Below are 22,164 nucleotides of genomic sequence, written 5' to 3' on the forward strand. Positions count from 1 at the left end.
AGGGGATGCCCCTGCCGCCGTAACCGGCACAGGTCCACGGGTGCGTTCAGGGGTGTAGTTCTGTTGCCCGGCTGCTGCCCGGGGCACTGCCGGCTGGGACTTGTTCACCCTTCCAGCATAAGTTCGCCGGCCGCCGTCGGCGCCTTTTCCAGCGTCATTCCCAAACCCGCGCCTGCCCCTTCCCGCGGCGCATGGATCTGAACGGCGGGCCTGCCCGTCCCGGGAATGTCACAGGCGTGGAGCTGTGCCCAACGTGGCGTAGCCTGAATTTATGAGTGTTCAGCTTGGCATGCCGCAGCCCCGCGAAGGAGGCAGCCCGGTTCCGGGCGCCCAGGGCCTTCCCGCTGCCCGTCCGGCCGATGCTCCTGCCGGGCTTGCAGACCGCTACGGACGCCGTGCCACCGACATGAGGCTGTCCCTCACGGACAAGTGCAACTTACGGTGCACGTACTGCATGCCGGCCGAGGGGCTGGAGTGGCTGGCCAAGCAGGCTGTCATGTCCGCCGAGGAAATCGTGCGGATCGTCAGGGTGGGCGTGGACCTGCTGGGCGTGCGCGAGCTGCGCCTGACGGGCGGCGAGCCTCTGGTCCGGGCGGATCTGGTCAACATCATTGCGGCCCTCCGTAAGGCGCACCCCGAGCTCCCGATCTCCATGACCACCAACGGGGTAGGCCTGGACAAGAAGGCCGACGCGCTCAAAGCGGCCGGGCTGACCCGCATCAACGTCTCGCTTGATTCCCTCCACGAGGAAACGTTTGCCGAACTGACCAGGCGCCCGTTCCTGGACCGTGTCCTCGCCGGCGTGGATGCGGCCTGGGCGGCAGGCCTGGGGCCGGTCAAGCTCAACGCCGTCCTGATGCGCGGAATCAACGACGCCGAGTCCCCGTCCCTGCTCGCCTGGGCGCTGGACCGGGGCTACGAGCTGCGGTTCATCGAGCAGATGCCGCTCGACGCCGATCACGGCTGGACACGGCGGAACATGATCACCGCGGCGGAAATCCGGGACCTCCTCTCCGCGGACTACCTCCTGAGCCCGGATCCGCGTGTCCGGGACGGCGCGCCTGCCGAGCGTTTTGAAGTACGACGCCGGGTGGCGGGGTCAGCTGATCCGCACGGACCGGTGCTGGGCACCGTGGGAATCATCGCCTCGGTCACCGAGCCGTTCTGCTCGGACTGCCGCCGGACCCGCATCACGGCCGAAGGCAAGATCATGAGCTGCCTGTTCTCCCGCGAGGAGTTCGACCTTCTGGGCCTGCTTCGCGACGGAGCCAGTGATCAGGAACTGGCGGAACGCTGGCAGGACGCCATGTGGGTCAAGCCCAGGGCCCACGGCATGGACCACGTGGGACTCGACGCCCCGGACTTCGTCCAGCCGGACCGCAGCATGAGCGCCATCGGAGGCTGAACCCTTGAACGTACGTTACTTCGCTGCCGCACGCGCCGCTGCAGGCATGGAGGAAGAGCGCTTCGACCTTCCCGCCGGGGCCACGGTGGAGTCGCTGCTGGCCGCCGTGCTCGAGGTTGAACGCCCCGAGCCGCCTGCCGGGACGCCACCGCTGGCGAGGATACTTGCCCGCAGCAGCTTCCTGCTCAACGAGGTTGCCGTCCGCGACCGCACGGTGGTTCTCTCCGACAGCGACGTGGTGGACGTCCTGCCGCCCTTCGCCGGCGGTTAAGAACGAAGCGGCTCAGACCCGGACTGCGGGTCACGCCCGCCGGCAGATTGACGTCATGAAGGGGCTGAAGTCCTGCGCGTCCCCCAGCCTGAGTTCGGCGGTGTGGATGAGGATGCCGTTATCAACCCGGAACGTGTGCCGGGCTGTTCCGCGGTCACTGTGCCGCTCCACTGTCAGCGTGGAATCATGCCAGGCGCCCCGGGCCGGCGCTGCCGGGGGCCTGCCCATGCTGTCGACGTAGTACCAGAGGGTTTCGTCGTGGTCCGGGTCGACGGTGAAGACGCCGTGGCCTTCGAAGTGCGTGCCGTCGGCCTCGGTGTGGCGGTACGTCTGCACCACCGCAAACCCGCCGGCTGCCCGCGTGAACGTCACCTCCGCGGTGGCGATCCGGGCCGGCCCCCACGGCGATGAGGCCAGCTCAGTGGTGCCCAGCCAGCGTCCGACGAAAATCCCGAGCGCCTCGTGCGCTGTCCCCGGATGCGGCCGGTCCATTCTTCCTCCGAGTCGGATGACTCCGAGTGGAATTCCGGAGTGGTCTGGCTCCATGATGATCCCGCGCCGCAGGCATGTCCAGCGGCATGGTCAGGGGCAGGTCCGGTGCCGCTCCGGCTGGGGGCCACCCCTCGCGCCGCATCAGAGCCCGAAGGTTTCCGTCTCTTCGAAGGGACCCACAACCGTCACCGTCCGCGGCGCGGCTGCCAGCTCGCGGGCCAGCTCCTGCACCTGCACCGCCGTCACGACCTTGATGAGCCGCAACGTCTCGTCGATGTCCTGATACTCGCCGGAGACGAGTTCGGCGCGGCCCAGCCGGGACATGCGGGATCCGGTGTCCTCCAGGGCGAGGACGATCCCGCCACACAGCTGGCCAACTGCCTTGCGGAGTTCGTCGTCAGAAATGCCGCCGTCTGCAAGCTTGTCCAGCTCCGCCCCCAGGAGTTCCAGTACCTGGCGGACCTTGGTGGGCGTGCAGCCGGCGTACATGCCGAAGTAGCCGGCGTCGGCGTAGGAAGAGGCGAAGGAGTACGTGGAGTAAACCAGCCCTCTCTTCTCACGGATCTCCTGGAACAGGCGCGAGGACATCCCGCCGCCCAGTACTGCGTTCAGCACACTCATGACGTACCGTCGCTCATCGGTGGCCACGATGGTGGGGCACCCCATGATGATGTTGGCTTGCTCCACAGGACGCTTGACCACGTGGAGGCCTGACGTGCCGGTGATGTCCGCGCGTTCCGTGGAGCGGCGCTCCACAGGGGCTGCGTCGGGCTCAAGCGACCAGCCTGCGGCGTGGAGGGCGTCCACCACAAGGCGGCACACGACGTCGTGCTCCAGGCCGCCTGCAGCGGTAATGACCAGCTCATCCGGACGGTAGTAGCGCCGGTAGTGGTCCCAGACCGAGTCGCGGGCTACAGCCCTGATGGCGTCAGGGGTGCCGCCGATGGGGCGTCCGAGAGGATGCGTTCCAAGAACGGCGGCGACGAAATGCTCATGGGCCACGTCTGTGGGGTCGTCGCTGTCCATGGCGATTTCTTCCAGGATGACGTCCCGTTCCTGCTCCATTTCGCCCGGGTCCAGGACGGCGCCGGTAATCATGTCCGCGATCACGTCGATGGCCATCGGCAGGTCAGTGTCCAGCACGCGGGCGAAATAGCAGGTGCTCTCCTTCGCCGTAGCGGCGTTGGATTCCCCGCCGACCTCGTCGAACGCCGACGCGATTTCGAGCGCGGTGCGCCGCTTGGTGCCTTTGAACAGCAGGTGCTCGAGGAAGTGGGTCGAACCGTGCTGGCCGGGTGCCTCGTCACGCGACCCCACACCCACCCAGAATCCGATGGTGGCGGAGCGCTGGCCCGGCATCGCCTCGGTCAGGACACGCACCCCGCCGGGGAGGACGGACCGGCGCACAACCGAGCCGCCGTCGGCGCCGTGGATCAGGGTGTCGCCGGGGTGGTTCTGAGCCAGCGGCAGGGGTACGACAGTCATCAAGGCCTTTCAGGAAGCGGAGCCAAATCTGCCTGCAATCGTACCAGCGGGCCGCGACGCCGGAGTGTGAGGGGTTAACGGCGGCGGGGCCGGTGGATCAACCACCGGCCCCGCCGTCGTCTGCTGGGCAGTTACCGCCCTTGACTGCTGTTAGTCGTCAGATCCCTCTGCGGGAGACGAAGCGTGAACGCGCTCGGCTTCGCCGGCGCCTTCCTCGTCAGCCACTACGGGAGACAGGGACAGCTTTCCACGGTCATCGATCTTGGTGATCTCGACCTGGATCTTCTGGCCCACGGAGACGACGTCGTCGACGTTGTCCACGCGCTTGCCACTCGCGAGCTTGCGCAGCTCGGAGATATGCAGCAGGCCGTCCTTGCCCGGGGTCAGGGAGATGAACGCACCGAAGGTGGTGGTCTTGACGACCGTGCCCAGGTAGCGCTCACCGATTTCCGGAACCTGCGGATTGGCGATGGCGTTGATCGCGGACCGTGCAGCGTCAGCCGACGGGCCGTTGGTTGCGCCGATGTAGACAGTTCCGTCGTCCTCGATCGAGATGTCGGCGCCGGTGTCTTCCTGGATCTGGTTGATCATCTTGCCCTTGGGCCCGATGACCTCGCCGATCTTGTCCACGGGGATCTTGACGGCGATGACACGCGGTGCGAACTCGGAGAGCTCGTCCGGGGTGTCGATCGCTGCGTTGATGACCTCGAGGATGTGCAGACGGGCTTCGCGGGCCTGCTTCAGTGCTGCTGCCAGCACGGAGGCGGGGATGCCGTCGAGCTTGGTGTCCAGCTGGATGGCCGTGACGAACTCGGAGGTACCGGCGACCTTGAAGTCCATGTCGCCGAAGGCGTCTTCGGCGCCGAGGATGTCGGTCAGGGCCGCGTAGCGGGTCTGACCGTCAACCTGGTCAGAGACCAGGCCCATGGCGATGCCGGCGACGGCGGCCTTCAGCGGCACACCGGCGTTCAGCATGGACAGGGTGGAGGCGCAGACGGAACCCATCGACGTCGAACCGTTGGAGCTGAGAGCCTCAGACACCTGGCGGATGGCGTAGGGGAATTCCTCACGGGACGGCAGGACCGGCACGAGCGCGCGCTCAGCCAGGGCGCCGTGGCCGATTTCGCGGCGCTTGGGCGAACCCACGCGGCCGGTTTCACCGGTGGAGTAGGGCGGGAAGTTGTAGTTGTGCATGTAGCGCTTGCGCGTTACCGGCGACAGCGAATCGATCTGCTGTTCCATCTTGAGCATGTTCAGCGTGGTGACACCCATGATCTGGGTCTCGCCGCGTTCGAAGATGGCCGAACCGTGGACGCGGGGCAGAACCTCGACCTCGGCGGTGAGCTGGCGGATGTCCGTCAGGCCGCGGCCGTCGATGCGGATCTGGTCCTTCAGGATGCGCTGGCGCACAACCTGCTTGGTGACCGAGCGGAATGCTGCGGACAGTTCCTTCTCGCGGCCCTCGAACTGGCCGGCCAGGGAAGAAGTGACTTCGTCCTTGAGTGCGTCGGAGGCGGTGTCGCGCTCCTGCTTGTCACCGATCTGGAAGACGGCGGCCAGCTTCTCAGCGGCGGCAGCCTCGACGGCGGCGTAGACGTCATCCTGGTAGTCAAGGAAGACCGGGAACTCGACGGTCGGCTTGGCGGCGCGTGCTGCCAGGTCGGCTTGTGCTTCGCAGAGGGCCTTGATGAAGGGCTTTGCAGCCTCGAGGCCTTCGGAAACAACCTCTTCGGTGGGGGCAGTGGCGCCCTGTTCCTTGATGAGGTTCCAGGAGTTGTCGGTGGCTTCGGCCTCGACCATCATGATGGCGACGTCATCACCGGCAATGCGGCCTGCGACGACCATGTTGAACACGGAGTTCTCGAGCTGGGAGTGCTTCGGGAAAGCTACCCACTGCGAGCCGTTCTCGTCGGCGACGAGGGCAACGCGGACGCCGCCGATCGGGCCGGAGAAGGGCAGGCCGGAGAGCTGGGTGGACATCGAGGAGGCGTTGATGGCCACCACGTCGTACAGCTCGTCGGGGTTGATCGCCAGGACGGTGACGACGATCTGGACCTCGTTGCGGAGGCCCTTGACGAAGGCCGGACGCAGCGGGCGGTCCATGAGGCGGCACGCGAGGATGGCCTCGGTGGACGGACGGCCTTCGCGGCGGAAGAACGAGCCCGGGATGCGGCCGGCAGCGTACATGCGCTCTTCGACGTCGACCGTCAGCGGGAAGAAGTCGAAGCCTTCGCGCGGGTGCTTGCCGGCGGTGGTGGCGGACAGCAGGGCGGTGTCTTCGTCGATGTACACCATGGCTGCGCCGGCTGCCTGCTTGGCAAGACGGCCGGTTTCGAAGCGGATTACACGCTTGCCGAAGCGGCCATTGTCAATGACGGCTTCTGAGAACTGGATTTCGGGACCCTCCAAGAGAGTCACCTCCGTTTCTTGTTTAACGGAAGTCCAGCCGCATCAACCCAGGCCAGCATCTGTCTACTGGCCTGCACTGCACCCGGTCATCGATCGAGACCCACGGGCCGGGGCTTCAAGACGTCGAAGCCGTTCCCGGGGATCACTACCGAGGACCGCGAATGCGTGATGCGGTTGATCCTCCTGTTTAGTTATCTGTGAAGCGGGCGGCCCGTTCCGCTCCGGAAAGGGCCGCCCGTAATGCCTGACTAGCGGCGCAGGCCGAGGCGCTCGATGAGCGAACGGTAGCGGGCGATGTCAGTGTTCTTCAGGTAAGTGAGCATGCGCTTGCGACGACCGACCATGGCCAGCAGACCGCGCTGGGTGTGGTAATCGTGCTTGTGCTCCTTCATGTGCTCAGTGAGATCCTTGATCCGCTGAGTCAGGACTGCAACCTGGACCTCCGGTGAACCGGTGTCGCCTTCGGACGTTGCGAAATCCTTGATGATGGACTGCTTTACAGCGGCTTCAAGTGCCACAATAACTCCTAGAGATGTGCCGTGAGGCCCGAGTCAGTAACTCACTGCCGGGTGTGCCGGCGCGGACCATCCCGATAAACCGGGGGCCGGTACGCGCGAAACAGGATCCAGCAACCACGGACTGCAGCCGGATCCACCGCTTAGTTTACCGGCCTTGTTGCAATCTTGTCGAAACGCCCCCAGCGTTGTCGAAACTACACGGGCCGCCTTGCCGGGCACGTGAAGGCCGGCCGCGCGTGAAGGTCAGGCACGCGGCAGCAGGTCGCGGACGGCCGCCATGCCCCGGTGAAGCTCGGTGAACCCCGTGCTCAGCGGGGAGAGCCCGATCCTGATGCCCTCCGGTGCGCGGAAATCGGGGATGACGTCCCTGTCCCACAACAACGCAGTCACTTCCCGGAAGGCCGGATGGTCGAGGCTGATGTGGCTCCCCCGCTGTTCGGGGGCGCGTGGTGTTGCGAGTTTCACGCAGGCCGGCGCAAGCCAGGCATCGTGCAGCTCCAAAGCGTAGGCGGTCAGGCGCAGCGACTTTTCCCGGATGGCCGGCATTCCCGCTTCCTCGATCAGGTCCAATGTGCCTCGCATCGCGATCATTCCGAAGATGGCCGGGGTCCCGCTGAGGAAGCCGCGGATACCGGGGGCGGCCTCGTAGCCGGCCCCCATCTCGAAGGCGTCCTTCCGGCCCATCCATCCCCAAATTGGCTGGGCCAGTCCGGGAAGATGCCTGGCATTGACATACGCAAAGGCGGGCGAGCCGGGGCCGCCGTTGAGGTACTTGTAAGTACAGCCGGCGGCGAAATCAACGCCGCTGGCATCCAGCCCTATTTCCACTGACCCCGCCGAATGACACAGGTCCCACACCACCAGCGCGCCGGCGTCGTGCACCGCCGCCGTGATGGCCGGCAAGTCGGCAAGGAACCCCGAGCGGTAGGCCACATGACTGAGAAGTACGACGGCGGTGGCCGGCCCTACGGCCTCGCTCACCTGTTCAACGGTCACCCCGGCGGCAGGGTCGGCGTCGATCCAGCGCAGGGTCAGCCCTTCCTCCCGCGCGATGCCCTCGACGAGGTACCGGTCGGTCGGGAAGTTGTCCGTGTCCAGGACGATCTCTGTCCTTGCGGAGTCCTTGACCGCTGCAAGCGCGGCGCGGATCAGCTTGTAGAGCACCACCGTGGTGGAATCGGCAATGATGGTCTGGCCCGGGGCGGCACCCAGGACGGCACATCCCAGCTGGTCCCCAATGGCCTGGGGCATCTCCAGCCATTCCTCATCCCAGCCCCGGATCAGACGGCCGCCCCAGCCCGCGTGGATGAAGGCGTTGATGTCCTCGGCCGTCCTCTTGAGCGGACGGCCCAGGGAGTTGCCGTCAAGGTAGGAGAGCTCCGTGTCCGTGCCGATGAAACGCGCACGGTACGGTGCCAGGGGATCCTCGGCGTCCAGCAGGGCCGCACGTTGGCGGAGCGCGTCTTCAGTGCCGTGAATCGTGGTCACTGACCGATCTCCGTCCGTACGGCGAACAATTCCGGGAAGAACGTGAGTTCAAGGGCTTTTTGGAGAAAAGCCGCGCCGCTGGAGCCGCCGGTTCCGCCCTTCATGCCGATGGTGCGCTGCACGGTCCGCAGATGGCGGAACCGCCACAGCTGGAAGTTGTCCTCCAGGTCCACGAGCTCCTCGCACGCTTCGTAGGCGCCCCAGTTGTCAGACGCATTTTCGTAGATGTGCTTGAAAAGCGGCACGAGCTCGGGCGTGAACTCGTACGCCTTGCTGACGTCGCGGTCAAGGACGGAGGCGGGCACATCATAGCCCTTGCGGTGCAGGTAGGCCAGGAATTCGTCGTAGATGCTCGGAGCATCGAGGACTTCCTGGAGCAGCGCGTGAGCCTCCGGATCGGATTCGAACACCGGCAGCATCTTCCGGTTCTTGTTGCCGAGGACGAACTCCACTGCCCGGTACTGGCTGGACTGGAATCCTGAGGAGTTGCCGAGGAAACCGCGGAACTGCGAATACTCGGTGGGCGTCAGCGTGGCCAGCACCGACCACTGCTCCGTGAGGGTTTTTTGGATGTGCTTAACCCTGGCAATCCCTTTCAGGGCCGTCCCGAGATCATCCGCCCTAAGGTGCTCCGCCGCGCTGCGAAGCTCGTGGAGCACGAGCTTGAGCCAGAGTTCGGTGGTCTGGTGCTGGATGATGAACAGCATTTCGTCATGGTGTTCCGGCGTGCTGACAGGCCGCTGGGCACTGAGAAGCGTGGGCAACTGCAGGTATGCCCCGTAACTCATCCTGGAACTGAAATCGCGGACGATCCCCTTGTCCAGTTTTCTGGTGTTCTTTTCCACGGTCACAGTGTTGCCTTCCTTGCCAGTACTGTGTGGGGCCGACAAATCAGCGCTTGAGGAGGAGGTCGTGGGTCTGCACGACGTCCTGGCGCATCTGCTCCACGAGGGCTTCAGGCCCACGGTATGCCACCATGCCCCGGAGCCGGGCGACAAACTCCACCACTACTGTCTGGCCGTACAGATTGAAGTCGTCTGCGGACTCTTCCGGGCGGTCGATGACGTGGGCCTCAACCTGGCGGCTGACGCCGTCGAAGGTCGGGTTGGAGCCGACTGAAATAGCGGCCGGCCACCGGGTGCCACCCTGGTCCACCAGCCAGCCGGCGTAGATGCCGTCCGCCGGGATGAAGCCGCTGGCGTCATGGGAGAGGTTGGCAGTGGGAAAACCGAGCACGCGGCCGCGGGCCGCCCCGTGGACGACTTCACCGCGCATCTGGTGCGGGCGTCCGAGCACGGCGGCCGCCGTGGCAACGTCGCCGCCGTTCAACGCTTCACGCACCCAGGTGGACGAACAGCGGCGGTCCGTGCCGCCGTCGTCGTGGAGGGGAAAACCCTCGGAACCGAATTCACTGATGACCAGGACTTCGAAGCCGAACTTCTCCCCCAGCTCGCGCATGGTGTTCAGGTCACCGGAATTGCCCCGCCCGAAGCGGGTGTCATGGCCGATGACCACGTGGCTGGCGTGGAGGCTGTCAACAAGAACCGTTCCGACGAATTCGTCGGGAGTGAGGCTGGCAAGCTCCAGCGAGTACTTCATGACCAGCACCGCGTCCAGGCCCAGCTCTCCCAGCGCCTGGAGTTTGTCCTGCAGGCCCATGATGAGCTCGGGTGCGGCCTCCGGCCGGTGGACCTGCGCCGGGTGGGGATCGAACGTCACGGCCACGGACTTTGCCCTGTTCAGCCTGGCCGTCCGGATCAGCTGGGACAGCACCTGCTGGTGCCCGCGGTGGACTCCGTCGAAGTTGCCGATAGTGACAACGGAAGGACCAAAGTCGTCGGGGACTTCGGTCGGATCGTTCCAGATGTGAACCATCAACCTCGCCTTTTTACTGCCCTACAGGAACCCGTCCGGGCGCCTCCCAGGCGCCGGAACTCTCTAAGATTACCTGCAATCGCTGCAGGTCATGGACGCCCGCGGCGCCGCGGTTCGGCAGAACCTACCGCGCCCCGGGGTCCCGGACTAGGATGCAAAGGCAGCTGTCCGGCGACGCAAGCTTGTGCCGCTTCCCATGACGCCCGAGCGCTCAGCGGGCCAGAAGGAGTATCCATTGACTGACATCCATGAGCTTCTGGGGCAGATCCCGGTGGACCAGATCGCAACCCTGCTTGGCACCGATACCGCTACCGCGCAGGCCGCTGTGGAGGCCGCCGTCCCCACGCTCCTCGCCGGCATGCAAAACAATGCGCAGGCTCCGGACGGTGCGGCGTCCCTGGAATCGGCGCTGGCGCAGCACCGGACGGGACCCGTCGACGGCGGAGTGGACGCCACCCAGGTAAACACCGACGACGGCGAAAAAATCGTGAGCCACGTCTTTGGCGGCCAGCAGGACCAGGTGGCAAACCAGCTGGCTGGTGCTGCCAACCTGGGCGGCGGCGTGGGCGGGGACCTCATCCGCAAACTTCTTCCGATCCTCGCGCCGATTGTCATGTCCTACCTGGCGAAGAAAATCCTTGGCGGCGCCCAGCAGGGTACCGGCCAGTCCCCGCTTCCTGGCGGGGAGGCCTCCGGCGGGGCGGGCGGGATCGATCTGGGCAGCATCCTGGGCGGCATTCTGGGTGGCACTGCCGGCGCGGGCGGCCAGGGACAAGGAGGCCTGGGTGATATCCTCGGCGGCATTCTGGGCGGAGGCCGGCAACAGCAGTCCCAGCCAAACCCGGTTCCGGCTTCGGACCAGCCCGAGCCGACTCAGCCGCCTGAGCCCGCGCAGAGCCCCGAGCCGGCCACTGGCACGGGAGGCGAACCGGCGCAGCGTTCCGTTACGCCGGGCGAGGTCATTGACGTTGATCTGCCGGGCGAGGACCAGTCGGATCAGTCAACATCCGGGCAGCCGTCATCGAACAACAACGGCGGCCTCGGCGGGATCCTCGGAGACCTGTTCGGCAAGAAGTAAGCGGCAGTGCAGTACTGCCGGGTGTGGTGCCGCCAGATGGGGTGCAGCTAGGCAGCCTTCGCGGATGGCCGCCTGCGGTAGAGCCAGACCAGGCCCAGCACCGGAAGGATCAGCGGGATGAAGGCGTAGCCGCGGCCAAACAGGGACCACACCGTCTCGTGCGGAAACTGGACGGCGTCGAACACGCTCAGCGCGCCGACGACGATCACTCCGACCAGTTCCACGAGCACGGCGATGACCGAGACACGGAACCAGGTCCGGCCCGGCTTGGCGAGCGACACCGTGGCCACGACATAGACGAGGGCTGCGAAGGCAGACAGCACGTAGGCCAGCGGCGCCTCGGAGAACTTGGTGAGAATCTGGTAGCCGGCCCGCGCTGTGGCTGAAATGGCGAACACGGCATACACCGCGATGAGGAGCCGTCCCGGGCCTGTGTTGCGCGTGTTCCGGGGGTTTGCGGCGGTTTTGGGTGTTGCGGTCACGTTGTGTGCTTCTTCCACTTCAGTACCAGATCTGGTTCATTCGCGCGGCCATGACCAGGGCGGTCACGCCGACGGCGGCAAGGACAAAGTTGCTCCAGCGGGTCCGTTCCAGGATGGACCAGTACACCGCGGCGACCGGCAGCATGAGGGCGGTGACGAGATAGCCCCAGAATTCCCAGGCCTCGCCTGCGATCTGTTCCCCCGCAATAACCCGGACGATCGAACCGACGAGGTACACCAGCAGCGACAACTCCACGGCGCCCACCGACAGAATAGTGACATCGTTGGGGGCTTTCTTCAGGATTCCCGCCACCGCGCAGATGACGGTGGAGAGGAGTCCGACGCCCAGGATGATGTAGAAATATGCGTCCAAGGCTAACCGGCCTGCTCACTGGTGGGCGAACCGCCGGTTCCGGGCGCGAATACGAGCACCGGCTTGGCGAAGCTGCCCGTGTCAGCGAGCAAGGCCACGAGTGATCCGTCGGGGGCGAACGCGGCCGCCGGACGGTCCGCGGTGGCCGCTTCCGCGGAGCCCGCAGGGGCTCCCGCAGCGATCCGGCGGCCGAACGATATCTCGGTGGTTTCCTCCGCGCTCAGTTCCCGGTTGGGCATGAGGGCCCGGGCCGCTTCGGACATTTCCAGGATTTCGAGTTCCTCGGCGAGCTGCTCGAGCGTCCGGGCCTGGTCCAGCGAGTACGGCCCCACGTGGGTCCGGCGCAACGCCGTCAGATGGCCGCCGACGCCCAGTGAACCGCCCAGGTCGCGGGCCAGGGCACGGATATACGTCCCGGACGAGCATTCGACGGTGACGTCAATGTCCACCACGTCCCCGCCCCGCTCGCGGCGCATTCCATGCACCTCGAAGCGGTGGATGGTCACGGCCCTGGCGGCGAGCTTTACGTCTTCACCCGACCTGACGCGGGCATAGGCGCGCTCTCCGTTGACCTTGATGGCGCTGACGCTGCTGGGCACCTGCTGGATCTCGCCGGTCAGCGCTGCGATCCCGGCCCGGATGGCGTCCTCCGTGGCAGCAGCGGCACTCACAGTGGCCACGACCTCGCCCTCGGCGTCGTCCGTGACGGTGGATTCGCCGAGCCGGATGGTTGCCGTGTAGGTCTTGGAGGTCCCCACGATGTAGGTAAGGAGCCGCGTGGCCTTGTTGATTCCGACCACGAGCACGCCGGTGGCCATGGGATCCAGCGTTCCGGCGTGGCCCACTTTCCGGGTACCGGCGATCCGCCGCATCCGTCCAACCACATCGTGGCTGGTCCATCCCTGCGGCTTGTCCACTATTACCAGTCCAGAAAGCACGCCTCCCAGTATATCGGGGCGGCCGGCCAGCCCGGTCCGGCCCCGCCCTGCCGACCTTCCGGCAGGCCTGCGAGCCGGTGTGCCGGCCGGTGCGCCAGCCGGTGCGCCAGCCGACAGGCCGGGGCTAGGATGGCAGTCATGCCTGAGCTTGCGCCGCACATCAGCGATGTCCCCGTCAACCAGATCCGCGAAATCACCGAGGCGGCCTGGCGCACCCCCGGCGCTGTGGTGCTGAGCATCGGCGAACCCGGTTTCCCGCTTCCCCGGCATGTCCTGGACGCCGGAATCGCCTGCCTGGACCGGGACGAAACGAACTACACTCCCAACGCCGGGATCCCGGCTCTCCGGGAAGCCTTCGCTGACAGATTCCGCGAGCAGTCCGGCACCGGCATCGAAGCCGACCGGGTATACGTGGTTGACGGCGCCCAGCAGGGTCTGCACCTGGCCATGAGCCTCCTCCTCGGCCCGGGCGACGAAATCCTGATCCCCAATCCCGGCTATCCCACCTTCGCCATGACCAGCCGGCTGGTCAATGCCGTCCCTGTCAGGTATCCCCTCTACCCCGAGCACGACTTCCAGCCCCGGATCGAGAATGTGGAAGCGCTCATCACGGAGCGGACACGCGTTCTCATGCTCAATTCGCCGTCGAATCCCCTCGGTGCGGTGCTGGGCGAGGATCTGACCCGCGAGCTCGTGGAATTGGCCCGAAGGCATGACCTCTGGATCATTTCGGACGAATGCTATGAGGCCTTCACCTACGATGTCGCCCACGTCAGCCCGGCGCGCTTTGACAGCAGTGTTCCCGGCGAAGCGAGAGTATTCACGTCCCTTACGCTGTCCAAAACCTACGGCCTGACCGGACTCCGGATAGGGGCCCTCGTCTGCCCGCCCGGTCTGGAGCAGCGGATGAACAACGTGATGGAGGCCATCGTCTCCTGCGTTGCCTCGCCGTCGCAGTATGCGGCCCTGGCCGCACTCACCGGCCCGCAGGACTACGTGGCGCACGCGCGGGAGCACTACCGTGCCAACCGGGACGCGGCCTCCGCCATCCTGCGCTCCAAAGGCATCCGGTTCCTCAATGCGCAGGGGGCCTTCTACCTGTGGGCGGATGTGTCACATCTAAGCGGCGGCGATGTCCGGGGCTGGGTCCGGCGCTTCCTCGCCGATTCCGGCGTCTCGTTTGCGCCCGGAACCGCCTTCGGGTCTATTGGCGAGGGCTGGATCCGGATCGCGCTGTGCGGCAGCCAGGCTGAACTCGTGGAGGGCGTCACCCGGCTTCCGGAACGGGAGCACGACGGCGGCAACAGGTATCCCGCGCGGGGACAAGAACCCATCAGCAGTTAGGCCGGTCACCAGCGTCAGTAATCGGTGCGTTCAGTGTTGTTGCGCCAAGCGTCGAAGGGGACGCCCGACGTCGGAACGGGCGTGTGGCTGACCGGCAGCAGTTCCGGGCGCGTACCGGCGAAATACTCGTAGAAAACTGCATCGTCGAACCCCGCGGCCGCCGCGCCGTGTCGGTCTGCGGCGTAGTACACACGGTCGATTCGCGCCCACAGCGCAGCAGCGAGGCAGAGCGGGCACGGTTCACAGCTGGCGTAGAGGACCGCACCGCCGAGATCGAAATTGCCTGACTCCGCCGCCGCGGTCCGGATGGCCACCACTTCAGCGTGGGCGGTGGGATCGTTGTCCCGGGTGACCCGGTTTACTCCTTCATGGACCGTCCCGTCAGGGGTGACCACCAGCGCGCCGAAGGGTCCGCCCCCGGCGGCCACGTTCCGTTCGGCGAGGGCTACCGCCTGAGTCAGGTACTCACGGACATCTGCCGCTGAAGGTTGCGCAAGCATGATCTGATCATAGCCAGATGCGCCCAATTTCCCCCCGCCTGCAGGGATGGTTTCCCGCGCCCGTCGACAGCTCCGGACCAGCGGGACTAGACTGCGCGCGTCAGGGGGAACGGGTCTTTCCGGCCCACTAACGGTCTCAATGCTCTGGATGATCACCATTGACGTTGGAGACAGCATGAAAAAGCAAAGATCACGTACGGCAGCCTTCGCCGCCGCCTCGCTCCTTCTGTCCTTCGCTCCGGCAGCACAGGCTGTCCCGGACCCGAAGACGCCGGCACCCGCCGTGCTGGCCAAGGGCCTGCTGAGCCCCCTCCACATCAGCGACGGACATGACGGTTCCGTCCTGGTCAGCGAAGAATTCGCCGGCAGACTAACGCGGATCGGCCGGAACGGAAGCCTCACCAAAGTCTACGAAAAGAGCGCCTGGGATGTCGCGGGCAGCGACCGCCGCGGCAAGACCGTCTATTTCGCTGAAAGCCAAGGGGCCGGCACCGGAGGCAAAATTGCGCTGGCCGGTCACCTCCGCAGCATAGATGCGGACGGCAAGCAGCGTACCGTAGGCGATCTGGCCGCCCTCGAAACGAAAGAAAACGCCGACGCCGGCAACTCCTACGGGTTCCGGAGCCTTTCCACCGCCTGCGCGGCACAGCTGCCACCGCAAGTGGAAGCTTCCTACAAGGGACATGTGGACTCCCATCCCTACGGAATCGAAGTCTATGGGGACACCATCTACGTGGCCGATGCCGGCGCCAACAGCATCGTCTCGGTTGATGTGAGGACCGGCGAGACCGAAACAGTGGCTGTCCTGCCGCCCCGGCCGCACCGCTTCACCGCCGCGGAGGCAAAGGCTGTGGGCTTGCCCGGCTGCGTGTCCGGCCAAACCTACAACTTCGAGCCGGTACCCACCGACGTCAAACGGGGACCGGACGGCTGGCTGTACGTGACATCGCTCCCCGGCGGACCGGAGGACCCGGCCCTTGGCGCCCGCGGCGCAGTGTTCAAGATCAACCCGCACAGCGGCCGCGTCAAGATGTTTGCCGACGACGTGATGTCCCCCACCGGGCTGGACATGGACGATGAGGGCAACGTCTATGTGGCGTCTCTGTTTGGCGCGGGCGTGCTCCGGCTTTCTGCCCACTCCGGCAAGGAACACGTGGTGCTGCCGGCAACGCTCGCCGCAGACGTGGATGTCAGGGGTGACACCCTCTACGCCACCGTCAATTCCCTCCCGGAACCGAACAAGGCACCCGAAGGGCGGGTCGTGTCCGTGCCCCTGGAGCACGATTCAGACGACTGAAACCGGCGCCAGGCAAACGCCGGGGAACCCCTGGCGGGCACACAACATCCATATGACAAAAATGGTGCGGCCGGATCCCCAGGGATCCGGCCGCACGACTTCTGCACGCTGGTTACTTGCTCTGGTCCTCGTCAATTTCGACATCGCCGCTGAGGTCAATGTCCTCTTCGTCGAAGTCGTCCTCGTCGATCTCCACGTCAACCGGGACGTCGCTCTTGTACGGGTCGGCGTCGCCTGCGTGCTTGGCGTTTTCGGCCAAAGCGGCAACCTCGGCGTCGCGTTTCTTCGCGGCGCGGAGCAGTTCCTCAAGGTTGGAGGCGTTCACGGGGATCTGGTCCGCGACGAACTCGAGCGTAGGCGTCAGCCGGACGGTGATGTTCCGGCCCACTTCCTGCCGCAGCACGCCCTTGGCCTTCTCCAGCCCCTTGGCCGCATCCGCCTGCACGGCCTGGTCACCGAACACCGTGTAGTAGACGGTGGCATGCTGCAGGTCATTGGTCACACGCGCATCGGTAACAGTAATGCCCTCAAGCCGCGGATCCTTCACCTTCCGGCCCAAAGCCTCTGCAACAACAACCTTAATCCGCTGCGCCAACTTGGCAGCGCGTGCCGGATCAGCCATTTCCACTCCTAAATATTTGGATGTACGACGGCGCGATAGCAGCTGACGTACTCTCGTTGGTTTATTGCCACGCGCCTAGGGCGAGTCTACGACGGACTCCCGTTGGAGTTTTTCCGGCGGCCTGGGAGTGGCATCCAAGGTGGCAGCCGAGGGCCCCGATGCGAGCTTGCGAGCATTGGGAAGGCTGACGCCGCTGTCGGAGCCGGACGGGTTGCGATCGCAGATCGCAACCCGTCCGGCGAAGGGGCGGGGCCGCCGGAAAAATCCAACGGCCCCGACCAGTACTGCTCTAGTTCGTCAAACGAACAACTTAGACGCGCGGCTTCTCGCGCATCTCGAAGGTCTCGATGATGTCGCCCTCGGTGATGTCGTTGAACGAGCCAAGACCGATACCACACTCGAAGTCCGTGCGGACCTCGGTGGCGTCGTCCTTGAAGCGCTTGAGCGTCTCAACGGTGAGGTTGTCGCCGATGATCTTGCCGGCGCGGCTGATGCGGGCCTTCGAGTTGCGTCGGATAATGCCCGAGCGAACGATGGAACCGGCAATGTTGCCGAACTTGGAAGAACGGAACACCTCGCGGACCTCGGCGGTGCCAAGCTGGACCTCTTCGTACTCCGGCTTGAGCATGCCCTTAAGAGCCAGCTCAATGTCATCGATTGCTGCGTAGATGACTGAGTAGAAGCGCATGTCCACGCCTTCACGGTCTGCCAGTTCGGCAACCCGTTCTGCGGGCTTGACGTTGAAGCCGATGATGACGGCGCTGTCGACCGTTGCCAGGTTGACGTCGTTCTGCGTGATCGCACCGACACCGCGGTGGATAACGCGGAGCTGGACGCCCTCGCCGACGTCGATCTTGAGCAGCGCGTCTTCGAGGGCTTCCACGGCACCGGACACGTCACCCTTGAGGATGAGGTTGAGGGTGTCGATCTTGCCTTCGGCGACGGCCTGGTCGAAGTCTTCCAGGCTGATGCGCTTGCGGCGCTTGGCCAGGGCAGCGTTGCGGTCGGCAGCTTCACGCTTCTCGGCGATCTGGCGGGCGGTGCGCTCGTCAGCTGTCACGAAGAAGGTGTCACCGGCGCGCGGCACGTTGGACAGACCCAGCACCTGGACGGGGCGGGACGGGCCGGCCTCGGTCAGGGCGCTGCCGTCGTCGTCGAACATCGCACGGACACGGCCGTGGGCCGTACCGGCCACGATCGTGTCGCCGACGCGCAGGCTACCGGACTGCACCAGGACAGTTGCCACGGAACCGCGGCCCTTGTCGAGGTTGGCTTCGATCGCGATGCCGCGGGCGTCCTTGTTCGGGTTGGCGCGCATGTCCAGGGCTGCGTCTGCGGTCAGCAGGACAGCCTCGAGCAGCTCGTCGATATTGAGGTTCTGGCGGGCAGAGACCTCAACGAACATGGTGTCGCCACCGTATTCTTCCGGAACCAGGCCGTATTCGGTCAGCTGGCCACGGACCTTGTCCGGGTTGGCGCCTTCCTTATCGATCTTGTTCACAGCCACCACGATCGGCACGTTGGCTGCCTGCGCGTGGTTGAGGGCTTCAACGGTCTGCGGCATAACGCCGTCGTCCGCTGCGACCACCAGGATGGCGATGTCAGTGACCTTCGCACCACGGGCACGCATGGCGGTGAACGCCTCGTGGCCGGGGGTATCGATGAAGGTGATCTTGCGGTCTTCGCCTTCGTGGGTGTGCGTGACCTGGTAGGCACCAATGTGCTGCGTAATGCCGCCGTGCTCGCCCGCCATAACGTCGGACTTGCGGATGGCATCGAGCAGCCGGGTTTTACCGTGGTCGACGTGGCCCATGACAGTGACAACCGGAGGACGTGCCTCGAGGTCTTCGTCGCCTTCGGCTTCCAGCTCGGCGTCGAAGTCGATGTCAAAGGTGGAGAGCAGCTCGCGCTCCTCATCCTCCGGCGAAACGACCTGGAGCTTGTAGCCAAGCTCCTCGCCAAGCAGGGCAAAGGTTTCCTCATCCAGCGACTGGGTTGCCGTTGCCATTTCACCGAGGTGGAAGAGCACGGTCACCAGTGCGGCGGGGTTCGCCTCGATCTTGTCAGCGAAGTCCGTGATGGACGAGCCACGGCGAAGCCGCACTACGGTGTTGCCGTCGCCGCGGGGTACGCTCACGCCACCCAGCGACGGAGCGCTCATCTGCTCAAGTTCCTGGCGCTTTGCACGCTTCGACTTGCGCTGTTTGCCGCGGCCTGCGCCGCCCTTACCGAAGGCACCCTGGGTTCCGCCGCGACCGCGGCCACCCTTGCCGAAGCCACCGCCGGCCGGAGCGCCGCCGCCGGCACCGGGAGCACCGGTTCCGGGAGCGCCGCCTGGACGGCCCGGACCGCGGCCGCCGCCACCGGGACGTCCTGCACCAGCCGGTGCCGGACGCTCAGTGCGGTTGGGCATCATGCCCGGAGTAGGACGGTTTCCACCGGCACCTGCGGGGCGGGGGCTGCCCGGAGCGCCACCGGTACGCGGAGCACCGGGGCGGGGACCGCCCGGAGCACCACCGGTACGCGGAGCGCCCGGACGGGGACCGCCGGCACCTGCCGCGGGACGCGGACCGCCGGGGCGGTCGCCGTCAGTGCGGCTGCCACCGGGACGCGGCATGCCCTGCGAAGGTGCGAACGGGTTGTTGCCCGGGCGCGACGGACGGTCTCCGTCGCCGCCACGGCCGCGGGGCATGCCCTGGGACGTCGCGAACGGGTTGTTGCCGGGACGGGGACCGCCCGGTCGAGGTGCCGAGCCGCCCTGTCGTGCTGCGGGCGCAGCCGGCGCTTCAGCCTTGGGTGCCGGGCGCGCTCCGGGCTTGGCGCCCGTCGAGGGAGCTGCGGGGGCGGCGGCCGAAGGTGCTGCGGCAGCGGGAGCAGCGGGCGCTGCAGGCGCCGCCGGAGCTTCCGCCTGAGGTGCCTGTGCGGGGGCCGGTGCCGGGGCAGGTGCCTGAGCCTTGGGGGCAGCGGGGCCGGGAGCCGGGGCGGGGCGTGATTCTCCTGCCGCGGCGGGAGCTTTGGGAGCGGTTGCGGGTGCTTCGGTCTTGGAAGCGGCCGCAGCCGGGAAGGCGTTGCGGAGTTTCCGCACGACGGGGGCCTCAATGGTGGAAGAGGCGGAGCGAACGAATTCGCCCAGTTCCTGCAGTTTGGTTACTGCATCTTTGGAAGTAATACCGAGCTCTTTAGCAAGCTCATGTACGCGGACCTTGGCCACATTTCTCCTGTCTCGGTCCGCACCGAGCCAGGCACGAACCGTCTACTTCTTACTGCGGACCTCCGCCGCGAGTGCAGCTGAAAGGTCCATTGCAGAGCGCAACAAAGTTGTCATCGTTGCGCACTCATCGCTGGGAACTCATCGGGTTTCCATCAGTTTTCTGACCCGCTTTCAGGTTGGACGGTTGTTGCTGCAGCCGCCGGGGCGTCCGCAGCTAGCGTTCCTGCCGTTATCCGGCGTTCGACGGCGGCGGTTCCGGTCGCGCCGTTAAGGGCCCTTCCGAACGCACGCCGCTTGACCGCCAGGGCCAGGCACGCTTCGCTGGGGTGCAGCCATGCACCCCTGCCAGCCATCCGGCGTCGTTCATCCACAGCGACGGCGGATGATCCGCCGGCGTCGGAGACGAGCCGGAGTAACTCAGACCGCGACCCTTTTTTCCGGCATCCGATGCAGGTACGTTGCGGCTGATTCCCGAGGTGTTGCACTGCTGCCACTGTCGAGTATCTTCCTGCCTGTACTTATCTGCCTGCCCGGGGGCCAGCTGCTGCCATCGGGCAGAAACGTGGGCACACACAGACACACTGATGCCGGCTGCTAGGCGCGGTCATGTTCTATTCTAGCCCCTTGGGGGCCAATGACCCGAAACTGCCCGCCGCCATGGCAGGCAGTTCGGGTGCCGGTTCAGCCTGGGCCGAACTGCGAAAACGTTCTTCTAGCCGCGCGGCGCCGCGGCGTCAGAAACGATGTCGATCCGCCAGCCCGTCAGCTTGGCGGCGAGGCGGGCGTTCTGGCCCTCCTTGCCGATGGCCAGCGACAGCTGGTAGTCCGGCACCACGACGCGGGCGGAGCGGGTGGTTTCGTCGGTGATGGTGACGGAATTCACACGCGACGGTGACAGGGCGCTGGCGATGAACGTTGCCGGATCCTCGCTGAAGTCGACGATGTCGATCTTTTCGTCATTCAGCTCGGTCATGACTGCCCGGACGCGGGAACCCATTTCGCCGATGCAGGCGCCCTTGGCATTGATGCCGGGGGTGTTGGCCTTAACTGCGATCTTGGTGCGGTGTCCGGCCTCACGGGCCAGGGCAACGATCTCCACCGAGTGGTCGGCGATCTCCGGAACCTCGAGTTCGAAGAGCTTCCGCACGAGGCCCGGGTGGGAACGGGACAGCGTGATGGACGGGCCCTTGGTGCCGCGGTGGACGTCAATGACGAAGGCACGGAGTCGGTTTCCGTGGATGTACTTCTCCCCCGGAACCTGCTCGGGCGGCGGAAGCAGAGCCTCGACCGTTCCAAGGTTGACCTGGATCATGTGCGGGTTGTTGCCCTGCTGGATCAGCCCGGCCACGAGCTCTCCTTCGCGGCCCTTGAACTCGCCCAGGACGTTGTCGTCCTCGACGTCGCGCAGGCGCTGGAGGATGATCTGGCGGGCGGTACTTGCCGCGATGCGGCCGAAGCCCGCAGGAGTGTCCTCGAACTCGCCGATGGGCATGCCGTCGTCATCGATCTCGGTGGCCCAGATGGTCACGTGGCCGCTCTTGCGGTCGAGTTCAGCGCGGGCCTTCTCGAAGGCCCCGGGAGACTTGTGGTAGGCAACCAGCAGTGCCTGCTCGATCGTGGGGATGAGGAGATCCAGCGGGATTTCGCGCTCACGCTCCAGGAGTCTCAGTGCGCTCATGTCAATATCCATCAGGCCTCCTCAGAAGGTCCATTGTGCTCATTTTCCAGACCGGCCTCGTCGAGGTGGCTGAACTCAATTTCGACTTTTCCGCTGCGGATCTTGTCGAAAGGAAGTTTTACGGGATCGCCTTGCTTCGGCTTCATGCCCTTTTTCACGGCAATTTCGGGGACCAGGGTCACGCCGGAGTCGTCCACTGACTGGATCCTGCCCGTGACGTTTTCGCCCTGGATGACGTTGACGTTCACCATCCGGCCGCGGGCGCGGTGCCAGTGCCGGGGCTCTGTCAGGGGACGCCCCACGCCGGGCGACGAAACTTCAAGGTCGTACGGGCGGCTGTCCGTGCTGGGATCGTTGTCCAGGATGTCGGAGAGTTCCCTGGAGATGTCTGCAATGACGTCCAGGCTGACCCCGCCCGTTTCTTCCTGCGGCAGGTCCACCACTACGTGGACAACGCGGTTGGAGCCTGCGATGTTGATGGCAACATCCTCCAAGTACAGCCTGTGTGCCTGGACCGCGGGCTCAAGCAAAGACCGGAGGCGTTCAGCCTCGGGATTGTGGACAGCCGCGGGCTCAGACTTTCCCGCGTCGGTCCGGTCTGATGAAGTCGTGGCTTCTGCATTGCTCACGATGCCGGCCGCCTCCCGATAGATGATGTTGTGAGTACTAGCGTAGCCATTTTCCGGCCGCCTTGGTGC

At 65.7% G+C, this 22,164-nt stretch carries 21 protein-coding genes; 5 read left to right on the forward strand and 16 right to left on the reverse strand.

The window, feature by feature from the left end; genetic code table 11:
* The first annotated feature begins 271 nt into the window (after positions 1-271).
* Together moaA and AC1DD3_RS02640 are read left to right on the forward strand one after the other, a co-directional pair.
* Positions 272-1,405: a GTP 3',8-cyclase MoaA gene (gene moaA / locus AC1DD3_RS02635; protein ID WP_476880883.1), complete on the forward strand. Its 1,134-nt coding sequence runs from the start codon at positions 272-274 to the stop codon at positions 1,403-1,405.
* Between the two features lie 4 nt (positions 1,406-1,409).
* Entirely contained in the window at positions 1,410-1,676 is a 267-nt protein-coding gene (locus tag AC1DD3_RS02640; protein ID WP_230117556.1) for a MoaD/ThiS family protein, read from the forward strand.
* Positions 1,677-1,706: 30 nt separating this feature from the next.
* Here AC1DD3_RS02640 and AC1DD3_RS02645 read toward each other — a convergent pair whose 3' ends face one another.
* From AC1DD3_RS02645 to AC1DD3_RS02675, 7 genes are all read right to left on the reverse strand, one after another.
* Positions 1,707-2,168, reverse strand: coding sequence for a DUF1579 family protein (locus AC1DD3_RS02645; protein ID WP_230117555.1), 462 nt, complete (start codon positions 2,166-2,168; stop codon positions 1,707-1,709).
* Positions 2,169-2,309: 141 nt separating this feature from the next.
* Positions 2,310-3,653, reverse strand: a complete 1,344-nt coding sequence (locus AC1DD3_RS02650; RefSeq protein ID WP_476880884.1) for a M16 family metallopeptidase — start codon at positions 3,651-3,653, stop codon at positions 2,310-2,312.
* 150 nt (positions 3,654-3,803) lie between these two features.
* Entirely contained in the window at positions 3,804-6,062 is a 2,259-nt protein-coding gene (locus tag AC1DD3_RS02655) for a polyribonucleotide nucleotidyltransferase (RefSeq protein WP_476875013.1), read from the reverse strand.
* 248 nt (positions 6,063-6,310) lie between these two features.
* Positions 6,311-6,580 carry a 30S ribosomal protein S15 gene (rpsO, locus tag AC1DD3_RS02660; RefSeq protein ID WP_230117553.1) on the reverse strand — a complete coding sequence of 90 codons (270 nt, stop codon included), beginning with the start codon at positions 6,578-6,580 and terminating at the stop codon, positions 6,311-6,313.
* 243 nt (positions 6,581-6,823) lie between these two features.
* Positions 6,824-8,068 carry a kynureninase gene (gene kynU / locus AC1DD3_RS02665; protein ID WP_476880885.1) on the reverse strand — a complete coding sequence of 415 codons (1,245 nt, stop codon included), beginning with the start codon at positions 8,066-8,068 and terminating at the stop codon, positions 6,824-6,826.
* Positions 8,065-8,919 carry a tryptophan 2,3-dioxygenase gene (kynA, locus tag AC1DD3_RS02670; protein WP_476880886.1) on the reverse strand — a complete coding sequence of 285 codons (855 nt, stop codon included), beginning with the start codon at positions 8,917-8,919 and terminating at the stop codon, positions 8,065-8,067. Before kynA ends, kynU begins: the two co-directional genes overlap by 4 nt.
* A gap of 40 nt (positions 8,920-8,959) precedes the next feature.
* Positions 8,960-9,943, reverse strand: a complete 984-nt coding sequence (locus tag AC1DD3_RS02675; RefSeq protein ID WP_476874849.1) for a bifunctional riboflavin kinase/FAD synthetase — start codon at positions 9,941-9,943, stop codon at positions 8,960-8,962.
* A gap of 235 nt (positions 9,944-10,178) precedes the next feature.
* On the opposite strand from AC1DD3_RS02675, the gene AC1DD3_RS02680 reads away from it, so the two are divergent.
* Complete coding sequence (locus AC1DD3_RS02680) at positions 10,179-11,021, forward strand: DUF937 domain-containing protein (RefSeq protein WP_476880887.1); 843 nt, start codon at positions 10,179-10,181, stop codon at positions 11,019-11,021.
* A 47-nt stretch (positions 11,022-11,068) separates the two neighbouring features.
* On the opposite strand, the gene AC1DD3_RS02685 is transcribed toward AC1DD3_RS02680, so the two are convergent.
* Genes AC1DD3_RS02685 through truB form a run of 3 tightly spaced genes read right to left on the reverse strand, consistent with a single transcriptional unit; the run spans position 11,069 to position 12,814 of the window.
* Positions 11,069-11,521 carry a hypothetical protein gene (locus AC1DD3_RS02685; protein ID WP_476880888.1) on the reverse strand — a complete coding sequence of 151 codons (453 nt, stop codon included), beginning with the start codon at positions 11,519-11,521 and terminating at the stop codon, positions 11,069-11,071.
* 1 nt (position 11,522) lies between these two features.
* Positions 11,523-11,876, reverse strand: a complete 354-nt coding sequence (locus tag AC1DD3_RS02690) for a hypothetical protein (RefSeq protein ID WP_476874852.1) — start codon at positions 11,874-11,876, stop codon at positions 11,523-11,525.
* A 2-nt stretch (positions 11,877-11,878) separates the two neighbouring features.
* On the reverse strand, positions 11,879-12,814 hold the full coding sequence (gene truB / locus AC1DD3_RS02695; RefSeq protein ID WP_476874853.1) for a tRNA pseudouridine(55) synthase TruB: 936 nt from the start codon (positions 12,812-12,814) through the stop codon (positions 11,879-11,881).
* A gap of 138 nt (positions 12,815-12,952) precedes the next feature.
* Between truB and AC1DD3_RS02700 the strand changes: the two genes are divergently transcribed.
* Positions 12,953-14,158 carry a pyridoxal phosphate-dependent aminotransferase gene (locus tag AC1DD3_RS02700; protein WP_476880889.1) on the forward strand — a complete coding sequence of 402 codons (1,206 nt, stop codon included), beginning with the start codon at positions 12,953-12,955 and terminating at the stop codon, positions 14,156-14,158.
* 14 nt (positions 14,159-14,172) lie between these two features.
* Here the strand turns inward: AC1DD3_RS02700 and AC1DD3_RS02705 are convergent, their stop codons facing one another.
* Complete coding sequence (locus AC1DD3_RS02705; protein WP_230121434.1) at positions 14,173-14,658, reverse strand: nucleoside deaminase; 486 nt, start codon at positions 14,656-14,658, stop codon at positions 14,173-14,175.
* A 175-nt stretch (positions 14,659-14,833) separates the two neighbouring features.
* Here AC1DD3_RS02705 and AC1DD3_RS02710 point away from each other — a divergent pair, with 175 nt between their 5' ends.
* Entirely contained in the window at positions 14,834-15,955 is a 1,122-nt protein-coding gene (locus tag AC1DD3_RS02710) for a ScyD/ScyE family protein (RefSeq protein WP_476880890.1), read from the forward strand.
* Between the two features lie 112 nt (positions 15,956-16,067).
* Here AC1DD3_RS02710 and rbfA read toward each other — a convergent pair whose 3' ends face one another.
* From rbfA to rimP, 5 genes are all read right to left on the reverse strand, one after another.
* Positions 16,068-16,577: a 30S ribosome-binding factor RbfA gene (gene rbfA / locus AC1DD3_RS02715; protein WP_230121436.1), complete on the reverse strand. Its 510-nt coding sequence runs from the start codon at positions 16,575-16,577 to the stop codon at positions 16,068-16,070.
* 310 nt (positions 16,578-16,887) lie between these two features.
* Positions 16,888-19,788 (reverse strand): translation initiation factor IF-2, encoded by a 2,901-nt coding sequence (infB, locus tag AC1DD3_RS02720; protein ID WP_476880891.1) that lies wholly within the window; start codon positions 19,786-19,788, stop codon positions 16,888-16,890.
* A gap of 152 nt (positions 19,789-19,940) precedes the next feature.
* Positions 19,941-20,282, reverse strand: a complete 342-nt coding sequence (locus AC1DD3_RS02725) for a YlxR family protein (RefSeq protein ID WP_476874858.1) — start codon at positions 20,280-20,282, stop codon at positions 19,941-19,943.
* Positions 20,283-20,500: 218 nt separating this feature from the next.
* Entirely contained in the window at positions 20,501-21,478 is a 978-nt protein-coding gene (gene nusA / locus AC1DD3_RS02730) for a transcription termination factor NusA (protein WP_230120574.1), read from the reverse strand.
* Positions 21,478-22,095 carry a ribosome maturation factor RimP gene (gene rimP / locus AC1DD3_RS02735; protein WP_230120576.1) on the reverse strand — a complete coding sequence of 206 codons (618 nt, stop codon included), beginning with the start codon at positions 22,093-22,095 and terminating at the stop codon, positions 21,478-21,480. The genes nusA and rimP overlap by 1 nt, the downstream gene beginning before the upstream one ends.
* Positions 22,096-22,164: the final 69 nt, after the last annotated feature.

This window comes from Arthrobacter sp. 05T444 (assembly GCF_056395905.1).